Below are 13,331 nucleotides of genomic sequence, written 5' to 3'. Positions count from 1 at the left end.
CTAAACCGTGGCAGGCAACCGCCACTCAATCGGCGCAATGCCGTTCTGCTCCAGAAACTTGTTGGCCTTGCTGAAGTGCCCGCAGCCCAAAAACCCTTTGTACGCCGACAGCGGCGAGGGGTGGACGGAGGTCAGGACCAAGTGCTTGGTGGCGTCGATCAGCTTCTGTTTGCTCTGCGCATGGGCGCCCCATAGCAAAAACACCAAGTGCGGCTGATGGGCGCTGACTTCTTCGATCACTTTGTCAGTGAAATGCTGCCAGCCCTTGCCCGCATGGGACGCGGCGTTGGCGCGCTCGACAGTCAGGGTGGTGTTGAGCATTAATACCCCCTGATCCGCCCACGACTGCAAATACCCATGATTAGGGATGTCGATATTCAGATCGCGTTTCAGCTCTTTGTAGATATTGACCAGCGAAGGCGGCGCGGGCACGCCCGGCTGCACGGAGAAGCAAAGACCGTGGGCCTGATTCGGCCCGTGATACGGGTCCTGCCCCAGAATCACCACTTTCACGTTGTCCAGAGGCGTTGAGTTCAGCGCATTGAAAATCAGCGGTCCGGGCGGATAAATTTCTTTGCCCGCTGCGTGTTCGTGGCGCAGAAACTCGCGCAGCACGCCCATGTAGGGCTTTTCGAATTCCTCGCGCAGCGCGTGCTTCCAGCTGGGCTCGAGTTTGATGCGGTCATCGCTTGTCATGGTTTTATCCGGCAAAAACTATGCGCGGACTGTAGGGGCTGTCAGTCATTATTTCCAGCGCAGCGCGTCTGGCGTTTCCTACACTCTCCTCAGATCAGATGTGCAACTTCTGCGCGTCACGGGGACTCACAACCTCGATAGATGCTCCGTACCACTCACTTGAGGTCACGATGAATCTGCAATTCGAAGAACTCACCGGTACTGACGGCGCCCGCATCGGGATCGCCAGTCTGGATGCCGAACAATCATTGAATGCCCTGTCGCTGCCAATGATTCTGGCGCTACAGGACCGCCTCGATGCCTGGGCCAGCGACCCGCAAATTGTCTGCGTGCTGCTGCGCGGCAATGGCCCGAAAGCCTTCTGCGCCGGAGGCGATGTGCGTGCACTGGTAGAAGCAGGCCGCAACCATAAGGGCGAGGTGCCTCCGCTGGCAGCGCAGTTTTTCGCCGCTGAATATCGTCTGGACTACTCGCTGCACACCTATCCCAAACCGCTCATCTGCTGGGGGCACGGCTACGTGCTAGGGGGCGGTATGGGCTTGTTGCAGGGCGCCAATATTCGCGTGGTGACACCCAGCAGTCGGTTGGCGATGCCGGAGATCAGCATCGGTCTGTATCCGGATGTGGGCGCCAGCTGGTTTCTGTCGAGACTGCCAGGCAAGTTGGGCTTGTTTCTGGGCCTGACCGGTGCCCACATCAATGGCCATGACGCGCTGGATCTGGATCTGGCCGACCGCTTCCTGCTGGACGACCAGCAAGAGGAAATGATCGAACGCCTGCTGCAACTCAATTGGCAGGAGCAGACCGCCGTGCAGCTCAACAGCCTGTTCAAAGCGCTTGAGCATGAAGCCAGGCCGCAATTGCCGCCAGCGCAGTGGCTGCCGCGTCGGGAGCAAATCGACGAGCTGCTGGACATTGCCGACGTGCCTTGTGCCTGGAATGCCATCAAGCACCAGCTCGGCGGCAATGACGCGCTGCTGGCCAAAGCCGCCAAGACCTTGACCGAAGGTTGTCCATTAACCGCGCATCTGGTGTGGGAGCAGATCGCCCGGGCCAAACATATGTCCCTGGCCGAGGTGTTCCAGATGGAATACACCATGAGCCTTAATTGTTGCCGTCATCCTGAATTCAGCGAAGGGGTGCGCGCGCGATTGATCGACAAAGACCACACCCCGCACTGGCACTGGCAGGACGTCGCAACGATTCCGCTTGCGGTGATCGACGCGCATTTTGAAAAGGCGTGGGAGGGACGGCATCCGTTGGCGGATTTATCCGAGTATTGACTGCCGCTGAGGTGAAAAGGTATGTGGCGGCTGGATAAAAAACGGCGCTCCTGAGAGCGCCGTTTTTGTGTTTGGGAATCAGCGATTCCCGCCGCCCGGCCCACCATGGCCGCCGTTACCGAAATTGCCATCCTGGCGCATGTTGCCGCCGCTTGGGCGGCTTGGGCCTGGGCCCGGCTGATGTCCCCCGCCACCGCCTCCGGGATTACCGTTCCAGCCGGGACGCGGACCACCGCCACCTCCGCCGCCACCGGGTGGTCGGCCGGGTTGATAGCCGGAGCCAGGGCGAGGTCCGCCGTTCCAGCCGTGACCACCGCCAGGTCGGCCGTCGCCGTAACCAGGCCTGGGTCCATTCCAGCCCGGACCGCCATAACCCGGTCGTGGTCCGCCGTAGCCTGGGCGACCGCCATAGCCGTTGTAGTAACGCGGCGGTGGCGCGTAATAACGTGGCGCTACATACACATCACGCCGGTAGGAGCGATAACCGCCGTCATAGATGTAGGTGCTGCCGTACCCGCCTCCGTAAACCGGTTGGGTATAAACAGGCTGAGCATAGACCGGCTGCGTATACACCTCTTCCTGGTAGTAGCCGGAATCTGCGTAACAACCTGCAAGCGTGGAAGTCATGAAAAGAGTAAGCAGGATTCGTCGATACATGGCGGCCTCCCGGACCGCGGTAGGGCTCGAACCAGCGACGCTGGTCGGCATCCGCCAAGCAGCAGGCAGACAAGTAAATAGACTGCAAAACCATGATCGAGTGCCCCGACACGTATCGCAGCCGCCGGACGGCGCCCCGAGACGGTGCGGTTTATGTGCAAATAAAATCACGTAACTGACCTCTTGATATCGCAGACATCGCTGAACCCCGCGCTGGCGCAGACTTATAGCGAATTGGCACAACTCTCGCTTAAGAATTCATCGTGCAGGAGTCATCACAGGTTCGCGGCACCACAATTTGCAATAGCCGACTAGGGTTCCGGCTCGCGATTCGCGAGTGGCTGGTCCGAGAGTTGGCGACCTCCAGTAGAGGTTACACGGCGGGATAAAAGCCCGGGAGACAGGACACCAGTGGTGTCGCCGTGCTCCTGACCGCCCCTTTTCGCTACTGGAGATACCCCATGCAAAAGTCCCGTCTATTGAGTCTGCTCACCGCAGGCGTCTTCGCAGCCCTCAGCCTCTCGGCCACCGCCGCCCCCAAGAAAGACTTCAACGTCTGCTGGACCATCTACGCAGGCTGGATGCCGTGGGAATACGCTGGCACTCAAGGCATCGTCGACAAGTGGGCCAAGAAGTACAACATCAACATCAAAGTCACCCAGCTCAACGACTACGTCGAATCGATCAACCAATACACCGCTGGCCAGTTCGATGGCTGCACCATGACCAACATGGATGCACTGACCATCCCTGCCGCTGGCGGCGTGGAAAGCACCGCGCTGATCGTCAGCGACTTCTCCAACGGCAACGACGGCATCGTGATCAAGGGCGAAGGCAAGAAAGTCGCTGACCTCAAGGGCATGGACGTCAACCTTGTGGAGCTGTCGGTTTCCCACTACCTGCTGGCCCGCGCGCTGGACACCGTCGATCTCACCGAAAAAGACCTGAAAGTCGTCAACACCTCCGACGCTGACATCGCTGCCGCTTTCAACACCAGTGACGTCAAAGCCGTCACCACCTGGAACCCGATGCTTTCTGAGATCAAGGCCAAGCCCGGCGTCACCGAAGTGTTCGATTCGAGCAAGATCCCCGGCGAAATCATGGACATGATGGTGGTCAACACCCAGACCCTCAAAGACAACCCTGCGTTGGGCAAAGCACTGACTGGTGCCTGGTTTGAAGTGATGGACACCATGAACGCCAAGACCGCCGCGTCCACCGAAGCCCTTGAGCACATGGCCAAAGCCTCAGGCACCGACCTTGCCGGCTTCAAGTCGCAACTGGCGACCACCAAGCTGTTCTTCACCCCGAAAGAAACTCTTGAGTTCGCCAACAGCAAAGCGCTGCCAACCACCATGCGCAAAGTGGCGGACTTCTCCTTTGAGCACGGCCTGCTGGGTGAAGGCGCCAAAGACGCCAGCGCTGTCGGCATGACTTTCGCCAATAACGTGACCGAAGGCGACAAGGCTAATCTCAAGCTGCACTTCGACCCGAGCTACGTGCAGATGGCTGCCGACGGCAAGTTGTAAATCGTCACTCGTTTCGAAGGTCTTTGTTATGCGACTGATTAACCGCCGTCCGGATCGCGCCAGCCGTTTGATTCTGGTGATCCTGCCGTTCGCCCTGTTGCTGCTTGCCTATTTCATGGGCTCGGCGACGCGGCTGACGGAAAACCCCAACGACAAGCTGTTGCCCAGCGCTGTGCAAATGACCGAGGCGATCAAACGCGTTGCGATTGTTCCGGATACCCGGACCGGGGAATACCTGTTGTGGCAGGACACCGCCGCCAGCCTGCAACGGCTGGCAATCGGCCTTGGCATCAGCGCTCTCGTCGGGCTGTGCCTGGGTACGGCGTCAGGCATTCTGCCGATGTTCGGCGCACCGCTGTCGCCGTTGCTGACAGTGCTGTCGATGGTGCCGCCGCTGGCGATCCTCCCCATCCTGTTCATCGTTTTTGGCCTGGGCGAGCTGTCGAAAGTGATGCTGATCGTGATCGGCATCACGCCGATTCTGGCCCGTGATCTGGAGCAACGCGCACGGGAAATCCCGGTGGAGCTGCTGATCAAGGCACAAACCCTGGGTGCCACAACCTGGACGTTGATCCTGCGCGTCGTGCTGCCACAAGTGCTGCCACGCTTGTTGATCTCGTTGCGGCTGGTGCTGGGCTCTGCGTGGCTGTTTTTGATCGCTGCCGAGGCCATCGCTTCCACGGACGGCCTCGGTTACCGGATCTTCCTGGTGCGCCGTTACCTGGCGATGGACGTGATCCTGCCCTACGTGGTGTGGATCACCCTCCTTGCCTGGCTGATGGATTGGGGCCTAAAAGCGCTGACTCGCAAGGCGTTCCCCTGGTACGAAGGAGCGCGGCCATGAGCTTCATTTCGGTGAATAACGTCTGGCAGCAATACGACGATCAAGTGGTGCTCGAAGGCTTGAATCTGAGCGTGGCCGAGGGTGAATTCTGCACATTGGTCGGCGCGTCGGGCTGCGGCAAATCAACCTTCCTGCGTCTGCTGCTGGGTCAGGAAGTGCCGAGCAAGGGCTCGATTCTGCTGGACGGCAAACCCTTGGCCAGCGAACCGGATTCCAGCCGTGGCGTGGTGTTTCAGCGCTACTCGGTGTTCCCGCACTTGAGCGTGCTGGACAACGTCGCGCTGGGCCTGGAACTGCCGCACTCGGCATTGCTAGGTCGCCTGTTCGGCAACGCCAAGCGCGAGGCTCGCGACCAGGCGTCGGTTTTGCTGCACAAAGTCGGGCTCGGTCACTCGCTGGACAAATACCCGACGCAACTCTCAGGCGGGATGCAGCAACGTCTGGCCATCGCTCAAGCGCTGATCATGAAGCCTCGGGTTTTGCTGCTCGATGAGCCATTCGGCGCGCTGGACCCCGGCATCCGCAAAGACATGCACGCCCTGTTGCTGGAGCTGTGGCGCGAGACCCAACTGACGGTGTTCATGGTTACTCACGACCTCTCCGAAGGCTTCAACCTGGGCACGCGGCTGATGGTTTTCGACAAGGTCCGCCACGACCCGCACGCCCCCGGTGCCTATGGCGCCCGCATCACTTACGACATTCCCCTGAACAGCGATCGCCGCGCCGCACGCGCCGCCATTGAATCGCTGCAAACGGTCTAGAGGACTTTTCACATGACTGATTCCACCCCGCTGTTCCCCGTGTTTGCCGAAGACGTTTTGCCCGGCGGCGGACACTTGTCATTCGTGCTCAAGCGCGGCGAATTGCTGCGCCTGACTGATTTAAATGGCAACGCCAACGTCAGCCTGACGATGCTCAACGCCAACGAGAAAACCGAGCGTTTGAACCTGCCCGACAGCCTCAAATGCCAACACACCGCCAAGCTCACCGACGGCCACTGCCTGTATTCGGACATGGGCCGGGTGCTGGCGGCGATCACTGCCGACACCTGTGGTTGGAGCGACAGCATCGGTGGCGTGCTTTGCGCCGAAGAAGTCGCCGAAAAGTACGGCCAGGGGCGCTATCAGGAACTGCGCAACGGGTTCTTCCGTAATGGCGCGGACAACCTGTTGGTGGAGTTGGGCAAGTGGGATCTGGGTCTGGCTGACTTACTGATGACCCTGAATCTGTTCAGCCGGGTCAACGTCGACGACCAAGGGGCCCTGGCATTCGTCGCCAACAACTCGAAAGCCGGTGACTACATCGAGCTGTACGCGCCGATGGACACCCTCATCGTGCTGACCGCGTTGCAGCACCCGATGGACCCCAACCCTGAATACGCGCCGCAACCGGTCAAGCTGACCTGGATGAAGGCCGACGCCAGCGTCGCCGAGCACTGCCGCACTTCTCGCGCCGAAAACGTGCGCGGTTTTATCAACACCGACCGCCTGTTCGCCTGAGGAGGCCCCCATGACAACTCCAGCCACCACAGCTCCCGTTTCCATCACGCACGTCGCGGCAGGCGAGCCTTCACTGACCGAACTCAAGGCCGGACAAACCCTGCGCTTGCTGGACCTTGAAGGCAATCAGGCGGTGGACACGCTGTTTTACAGCCTGGCCAATCCACGTGAACGCTACGACGTGCAGCGCACGTTGCGTCGGCAGAACAACGTGTACCTGAGCAAAGGCAGCGTGCTGTATTCCAACCTCGGTCGGCCGATGCTGACCATCGTCGAAGACACCTGCGGGCGTCACGACACCCTCGGCGGCGCCTGCGCTCAGGAGAGCAACACCGTGCGTTACGCCCTGGATAAACGCCACATGCACAGCTGCCGCGACAGCTTTCTGCGGGCCTGCATCCACGACGGTCGGCTGGGCAAGCGCGACATCAGCCCGAACATCAATTTCTTCATGAACGTCCCGGTCACCGCCGATGGCGGCCTGACGTTTGAAGACGGGATTTCCGGCGCTGGCAAGTACGTGGAGCTGCGCGCTGAAATGGACGTGATCGTGCTGATCTCCAACTGCCCGCAACTGAACAACCCGTGCAACGGCTACAACCCGACAGCGGCCGAGTTGCTGGTCTGGGACTGATCGCTCAGCGCCCCAGTATTGGTTCAGCCACAGCGGACGACCGTTGTGCAGATCGTTTAACAGCGGGACGGCCCGCTTCCCAGTTTGGGATTGATCACACTCAATCCCCGGGGTCACCACCATGTTCGACAAACTGCTGATCGCTAACCGCGGCGCCATTGCCTGCCGCATTCTGCGCACACTGCGGGACCTGAACGTAGAAGGCGTTGCGGTCTACTCCGAAGCCGACGCCGCCAGCCTGCACATTCTTCAAGCCGACGAGGCACATAGCCTGGGCGAAGGCGGCGCGGCGGGCACCTATCTGGCGGTGGACAAGATTCTTGCTATCGCTCAAGCAACGGGCGCCAAGGCCATTCATCCCGGTTATGGGTTTCTTTCGGAGAACGCTGCCTTCGCCCAAGCCTGCGAAGACGCGGGCATCGCCTTCGTTGGGCCGACGCCTCAGCAACTGCGGGTATTTGGGCTCAAGCACACGGCACGCGCCCTCGCCAAGCAGCACGGCGTGCCGATGCTCGAAGGCACTGAGTTGCTGGACAGCATTGAGTCGGCTCTGTCGGCCGCTGAAATAATCGGCTACCCGGTGATGCTGAAAAGCACGGCGGGCGGCGGCGGTATTGGCATGCGTGTGTGCCGCAGCGCCAGCGAACTGAGCGAGTCGTTCGAGGCCGTCAAACGCCTGGGACAGAACAATTTCAGCGACGCAGGCGTATTCATCGAGAAATACATTCAGCGCGCCCGCCATCTGGAAGTTCAGGTGTTCGGCGACGGTCAGGGCGAGGTCATTGCCCTGGGGGTGCGCGACTGTTCGGTGCAGCGCCGCAATCAGAAAGTCCTCGAGGAAACCCCTGCGCCGAACCTGCCCGAAGGTATGGCCGAGGAGTTGTGCGCGGCGGCGATCAAGCTGGCCAAAGCGGTGGACTACCGCAGCGCCGGGACCGTGGAATTCGTGTTCGACAGCGATGATCAGCGCTTTTACTTCCTGGAAGTGAACACTCGTTTGCAGGTCGAGCATGGTGTGACTGAGCAGGTCTGGAACGTCGATCTGGTGAGCTGGATGGTGCAATTGGCCGCCGGAGATTTGCCGCCGTTGTCCGAGCTACAAACCGGCTTGAAGGCCAGCGGCCATGCGATTCAGGCGCGGCTGTACGCTGAAGATCCGGGTCGGGATTTTCGACCAAGTCCCGGCTTGCTGACGGCGGTGCACTTCCCCGCTGCCGATGGGAAACAGTTGCGCATCGACACGTGGGTGGAAGCCGGCTGCGAAATTCCGCCTTACTTCGATCCGATGATCGCCAAGTTGATCAGTTGGGCGCCCGACCGGGCCACCGCCAGCGCCGGGCTGGAACAAGCGCTGCGCGACAGCCGCTTGTACGGTGTGGAAACCAACCGCGATTACCTGCGCCAGATCATCAGCGACGCCCCATTCGCCAGCGGTCAGCCGTGGACCCGATGCCTGGAGAATCTGGTCTACCGCGCCGATACGTTTGAAGTGTTGAGCGGCGGCACGCAGACCAGCGTGCAGGACTACCCCGGCCGTCTCGGTTACTGGGCCGTCGGTGTACCGCCGTCAGGACCAATGGACAGCCGCTCATTGCGCCTGGGCAATCTGTTGCTGGGTAATGCCGAGGGCTGCGCCGCGCTGGAAATCACCATGAGCGGACCGGTGCTGCGCTTCAATACTGATGCGGTGGTGGCAGTGACTGGCGCGGTGATTCCACTGACGCTGGATGGTGTGTCGCAGCCGATGAACACGGCGCTGCTGATCGGCGCTGGGTCGACGCTGGCAATTGGCACCATCCTCGGTGCTGGCGCTCGCAGTTATCTGTGCGTGCACGGCGGGCTGGACGTGCCGGATTATCTAGGCAGTAAAAGCACCTTTACGTTGGGGCAGTTTGGCGGGCATGGCGGTCGGGCGCTGCGCGCCGGGGATGTGCTGCATCTGTCGTCGCTGGCTGATCACGAAGCATCTGCATCGCCTGTAGGAGCGCGCTTGCCCGCGAATGCAGTGTGTCAGTCAATGGAAACGAGCCGCTTGGTGGGGCAGCAGCTCATGGACGATCAGGTTCATGAGCTGCCTGCGGTGCGTGATATCCGGGTGATTTACGGCCCCCACGGCGCGCCGGAATATTTCACTGAACAGTACATCGAGACCTTCTTCGCCACCGACTGGGAAGTGCATTTCAACTCCAGCCGCACCGGCGTGCGGCTGATCGGGCCCAAGCCGGAATGGGTGCGGGCCGATGGTGGGGAGGCAGGTTTGCACCCCTCAAATATCCACGACAATCCGTATGCGATCGGCGCAGTGGATTTCACCGGGGACATGCCCGTGATCCTGGGGCCAGACGGTCCAAGCCTGGGCGGGTTTGTCTGCCCGGTGACGATCATCGAGGCGGATTTGTGGCAGTTGGGGCAGTTGAAGGCGGGGGATAAAGTACGGTTTTCGCCGGTCACCGTCGAAGCGGCTCGCGCCCTAAAATTGAAAAACGATCTCCGTGGGAGGGAGCTTGCTCGCGAAGAGGCCGGTGAATCCCCGACATCCCCAGAGACAGAAACACCGCAATCGCGAGCAAGCTCCCTCCCACAGGGGATCAGTGTCGCGGCGCAAAACCCGGCAGCACCACAAAACCGTGGGAGCGGACCTGTCCGCGAAGAGGCTGGTACATGCGACGCACCTTCATCGCCTGAGACACCGCATTCGCGGACAGGTCCGCTCCCACAGGAGATCGCCCTGACATCGCCGGTTGTGCTGGATATCGGCAGCGACGACACGCGTCTGGTCGCGAGGCTCTCGGGGGACACGCACTTGCTGCTGGAAATCGGTGCGCCGGAACTGGACCTGGTGCTGCGCTTCCGGGGCCACGCGCTGATGCAGGCACTGCAAGCCAAATCCCTGCACGGGGTGATCGATCTGACGCCGGGCATTCGCTCGCTGCAAGTGCATTACCAGCCCGAACAACTGCCGCTGGCCGATCTGCTGGACATCGTCGCCGGTGAATGGGATGCCGTGTGCGCCAGCAAAAACCTGGAAGTGCCCTCGCGTATCGTCCACTTGCCGCTGTCCTGGGACGATCCGGCTTGCCAGCTTGCCATCGAAAAATACATGACCACCGTGCGCAAGGACGCCCCTTGGTGCCCAAGTAATCTGGAGTTCATCCGTCGCATCAACGACCTGCCCAATCTGGACGAAGTGCAGCGCACGGTATTCGACGCCAGCTATCTGGTCATGGGCCTGGGAGACGTCTATCTCGGGGCGCCGGTCGCCACGCCGCTGGACCCGCGTCATCGTCTGGTCACCACCAAATACAACCCGGCCCGCACCTGGACCGCCGAGAACTCCGTAGGCATCGGCGGCGCGTACATGTGCGTCTACGGCATGGAAGGCCCCGGCGGCTACCAGTTCGTCGGGCGCACGCTGCAGATGTGGAATCGCTACCGTGAAGTCGCCGCGTTCGACGGCAAACCGTGGCTGCTGCGCTTCTTCGATCAGATCCGCTTCTACCCGGTCAGCGCCGAAGAACTGCTGCGCATTCGTCGGGATTTCCCCCTTGGGCGCTACCCGCTACAGATCGAACACAGCATCTTGAATCTGGTCGATTACCAGGCATTTCTCGTCCAGGAAGCCGAAGGTATCGCCGCGTTTCGTGAGCAACAGCAAAGCGCCTTTCAGGCTGAGCGCGAGCGCTGGATCGCCAACGGTCAGGCGACGTTCGAGAGCGATGAAGCGGTTGTCGAAGCCACCGATGAAGCACCACTGCAATCAGGTCAGACCAGCGTCGACAGCCACATCGCTGGCAACTTGTGGCAAGTGCAGGTCAGCGTCGGCCAACGGGTGGAAGCCGGGGAAACCCTGGTAATTCTGGAATCGATGAAGATGGAAATTCCTGTCCTCGCGCCGATTACCGGCGTGGTGCGGGAAGTGCGCGTGCAACCCGGATCGGCCGTGCGCGCCGGGCAACGGGTTGTGGTGCTGGCAGCCGAATGAAGCGGTTCAACTTTTTTAACGACTATGGAATCTTGCTATGACTGACAACACGTCTTCATTCGACCTGCGCCTGGACAGCGTGCGCGCCGCTTACCAAAACGGCAGCCAGACGCCTCGCCAGTTGATCCTCGCCCTGCGCGAAAAAGCGGCGGCGCTGAATCCCGACTATCACTTGTTCATTCACCTGCTCAGCGTCGAGGAACTGGAGCCCTATCTGTCCGCGCTGGAAGGCCGCGAGTTAAAAGATTTGCCGCTGTATGGCGTGCCTTTTTCGATCAAGGACAACATTGATCTGGCGGGCATTCCAACCACCGCCGCCTGCCCCGACTTCGCCTATACGCCGGAGCGTTCGGCAACTATCGTCGAACAGTTGCTGAGCCTTGGCGCGATCCCGCTGGGCAAGACCAATCTGGACCAGTTCGCCACCGGTTTGAACGGCAGCCGATCGCCCTATGGAGCCTGCCCAAACAGCGTGAACATGGATTATCCGTCCGGAGGATCGAGCGCCGGTTCGTCCCTGGCAGTAGCGCTGGGCGTGTCCAGTTTTGCGCTGGGCACGGACACCGCAGGTTCAGGCCGCGTGCCGGCTGGGCTGAATAATCTGGTGGGCATGAAAGCCACCAAAGGGCTGATTTCAACCGGCGGCGTGGTGCCTGCCTGCCGCACCCTGGATTGCGTCACCACGTTTACCGCCACCGCGCGCGAAGCCAGTCAGTTGCTCGCTCTAACCGCCCGCCTCGACCCACGCGACGAGTACAGCCGCCGTAATCCGTCCTGGAACGATGGCTCTGCGTTCGGTAAACCGCGTCCCTTCCGCTTCGGCGTGCCGCGAGCGCAAGACCTGGAATATTTTGGCTGCGCCCAAGGACCGCTGCTGTTCGGTGATGCCATTGACCGGCTTACCGCCATGGGTGGCGAGCAGGTGACGCTGGACCTCTCGCCCTTCCTGGAAGCCGCGCGCTTGCTGTACGAAGGGCCGTGGGTTGCTGAGCGCTACAGCGTCGTCGAGGACTTGATGACGAAAAATCCCGAAGCCATATTGCCGGTGATACGCGCCGTACTCGGCAAAGCACCCTCGGTGACCGGCGTGCAAACCTTCCGCGCGCAGTACCGTTTGCAGGCGCTCAAGGCTCAGTGTGACGCGTTGCTCGAAGGGCTGGATTTCGTCGTCACGCCGACCATCGGCCGTCCGGTGACGCTCGCTGAGCTGGACGCGGAACCGGTGCTGCGCAACTCCGAATTGGGTTATTACACCAACTTCGTCAACCTGCTGGACTACGCCGCCATCGCCGTGCCGAGCGCGTTCATGGACAACGGCATGCCGTGGGGAGTGACCCTTTTCGGCGGCGCGTTCACTGATCAATATTTGCTGAGCGTGGCCCAGGCGTTTCAGGCCGAAACTCAATTGCCGTTGATTGGCGGGCAGTCGCTGGACGTAAGCGCGCTTGCCAACGCCGCACGCAATGATGTCGCGCGCCTGGTGGTGTGCGGCGCGCACCTGGACGGTCTGGCGCTTAACTGGCAGCTCAAACAACGCGGCGCCCGGCTCATTGAAGCGACGCAAAGCTCGCCGGATTATCAGCTATACGCACTGGCAGGTGGCCCGCCGTTTCGTCCAGGCATGGTGCGAGTGGAACAGGGCGGCGTAGCGATCGACATCGAGGTGTGGGAGTTGCCGAGCCTTGAATTGGGCTCATTCCTGACCGGCATTCCGGCGCCTTTAGGTCTGGGCAAAGTGCAACTGGCAGATGGTCGATGGGAAACCGGTTTTATCTGCGAAAACTATGGCCTGAACGGCGCAACCGACATCAGCCATTTCGGCGGCTGGCGCGCCTATCTGAAGGGCTGACGGATTGCTCTGTAGGAGCCAACTTGTTGGCGAGAGGCGCGATGGGGGGTGTCAGGCATGACGCTCGCGAACAAGTTCGCTCCTGCAGATTCAATAATTGCCGAGGGCCTCGCGATACATATGTAGCTCACATAAAAATTCGTCTTCTGTAGGAGCCAACTTGTTGGCGAGAGGCGCGATGAGGTGTGTCAGGCATGACGCTTCGCGAACAAGTTCGCTCCTACAGATTCCATAATTGCCGAGGGCCTCGCGATACATATGTAGCCCACATGAAAATCTATTCTGTAGGAGCCAACTTGTTGGCGAGAGGCGCGATGGGGGGTGTCAGGCATGACGCTCGCGAACAAGTTCGCTCCTG

At 60.7% G+C, this 13,331-nt stretch carries 10 protein-coding genes and 1 riboswitch; of the genes, 8 read left to right on the top strand and 2 right to left on the bottom strand.

Going from position 1 to position 13,331, the window contains the following annotated elements:
* Entirely contained in the window at positions 1-696 is a 696-nt protein-coding gene (gene ung / locus ACWKV9_RS01370) for a uracil-DNA glycosylase (RefSeq protein WP_483834292.1), read from the bottom strand.
* 170 nt (positions 697-866) lie between these two features.
* On the opposite strand from ung, the gene ACWKV9_RS01365 reads away from it, so the two are divergent.
* On the top strand, positions 867-1,979 hold the full coding sequence (locus ACWKV9_RS01365; RefSeq protein WP_483834291.1) for an enoyl-CoA hydratase/isomerase family protein: 1,113 nt from the start codon (positions 867-869) through the stop codon (positions 1,977-1,979).
* 78 nt (positions 1,980-2,057) lie between these two features.
* Here the strand turns inward: ACWKV9_RS01365 and ACWKV9_RS01360 are convergent, their stop codons facing one another.
* Positions 2,058-2,636 (bottom strand): hypothetical protein, encoded by a 579-nt coding sequence (locus ACWKV9_RS01360; RefSeq protein ID WP_483834290.1) that lies wholly within the window; start codon positions 2,634-2,636, stop codon positions 2,058-2,060.
* 300 nt (positions 2,637-2,936) lie between these two features.
* Positions 2,937-3,038: riboswitch (guanidine-I (ykkC/yxkD leader) on the top strand.
* Between the two features lie 59 nt (positions 3,039-3,097).
* Here ACWKV9_RS01360 and ACWKV9_RS01355 point away from each other — a divergent pair.
* From ACWKV9_RS01355 to atzF, 7 genes are all read left to right on the top strand, one after another.
* Complete coding sequence (locus ACWKV9_RS01355; RefSeq protein ID WP_483834289.1) at positions 3,098-4,165, top strand: putative urea ABC transporter substrate-binding protein; 1,068 nt, start codon at positions 3,098-3,100, stop codon at positions 4,163-4,165.
* 28 nt (positions 4,166-4,193) lie between these two features.
* Positions 4,194-5,009, top strand: a complete 816-nt coding sequence (locus ACWKV9_RS01350; protein WP_483834288.1) for an ABC transporter permease — start codon at positions 4,194-4,196, stop codon at positions 5,007-5,009.
* Complete coding sequence (locus ACWKV9_RS01345) at positions 5,006-5,770, top strand: ABC transporter ATP-binding protein (protein WP_483834287.1); 765 nt, start codon at positions 5,006-5,008, stop codon at positions 5,768-5,770. The genes ACWKV9_RS01350 and ACWKV9_RS01345 overlap by 4 nt, the downstream gene beginning before the upstream one ends.
* Before the next feature lie 12 nt (positions 5,771-5,782).
* Positions 5,783-6,508 (top strand): urea amidolyase associated protein UAAP1, encoded by a 726-nt coding sequence (locus tag ACWKV9_RS01340; protein WP_483834286.1) that lies wholly within the window; start codon positions 5,783-5,785, stop codon positions 6,506-6,508.
* Between the two features lie 10 nt (positions 6,509-6,518).
* Complete coding sequence (locus tag ACWKV9_RS01335) at positions 6,519-7,142, top strand: urea amidolyase associated protein UAAP2 (protein ID WP_483834285.1); 624 nt, start codon at positions 6,519-6,521, stop codon at positions 7,140-7,142.
* A gap of 121 nt (positions 7,143-7,263) precedes the next feature.
* Entirely contained in the window at positions 7,264-11,124 is a 3,861-nt protein-coding gene (locus ACWKV9_RS01330) for an urea carboxylase (RefSeq protein ID WP_483834284.1), read from the top strand.
* Positions 11,125-11,161: 37 nt separating this feature from the next.
* Positions 11,162-12,973 (top strand): allophanate hydrolase, encoded by a 1,812-nt coding sequence (gene atzF, locus ACWKV9_RS01325; protein WP_483834283.1) that lies wholly within the window; start codon positions 11,162-11,164, stop codon positions 12,971-12,973.
* Positions 12,974-13,331 lie beyond the last annotated feature (358 nt).

This window comes from Pseudomonas corni (assembly GCF_057128765.1).
Note: the sequence above shows the minus strand (reverse complement) of the source record. Positions and strands in the feature narration are given on the sequence as shown.

Coding starts and splice junctions, on each gene's coding strand:
- atzF (WP_483834283.1), top strand. CDS start 11,162: ATGACTGACAACACGTCTTCATTCGACCTGCGCCTGGACAGCGTGCGC.
- ung (WP_483834292.1), bottom strand. CDS start 696: ATGACAAGCGATGACCGCATCAAACTCGAGCCCAGCTGGAAGCACGCG.
- ACWKV9_RS01360 (WP_483834290.1), bottom strand. CDS start 2,636: ATGTATCGACGAATCCTGCTTACTCTTTTCATGACTTCCACGCTTGCA.
- ACWKV9_RS01355 (WP_483834289.1), top strand. CDS start 3,098: ATGCAAAAGTCCCGTCTATTGAGTCTGCTCACCGCAGGCGTCTTCGCA.
- ACWKV9_RS01335 (WP_483834285.1), top strand. CDS start 6,519: ATGACAACTCCAGCCACCACAGCTCCCGTTTCCATCACGCACGTCGCG.
- ACWKV9_RS01340 (WP_483834286.1), top strand. CDS start 5,783: ATGACTGATTCCACCCCGCTGTTCCCCGTGTTTGCCGAAGACGTTTTG.
- ACWKV9_RS01345 (WP_483834287.1), top strand. CDS start 5,006: ATGAGCTTCATTTCGGTGAATAACGTCTGGCAGCAATACGACGATCAA.
- ACWKV9_RS01330 (WP_483834284.1), top strand. CDS start 7,264: ATGTTCGACAAACTGCTGATCGCTAACCGCGGCGCCATTGCCTGCCGC.
- ACWKV9_RS01365 (WP_483834291.1), top strand. CDS start 867: ATGAATCTGCAATTCGAAGAACTCACCGGTACTGACGGCGCCCGCATC.
- ACWKV9_RS01350 (WP_483834288.1), top strand. CDS start 4,194: ATGCGACTGATTAACCGCCGTCCGGATCGCGCCAGCCGTTTGATTCTG.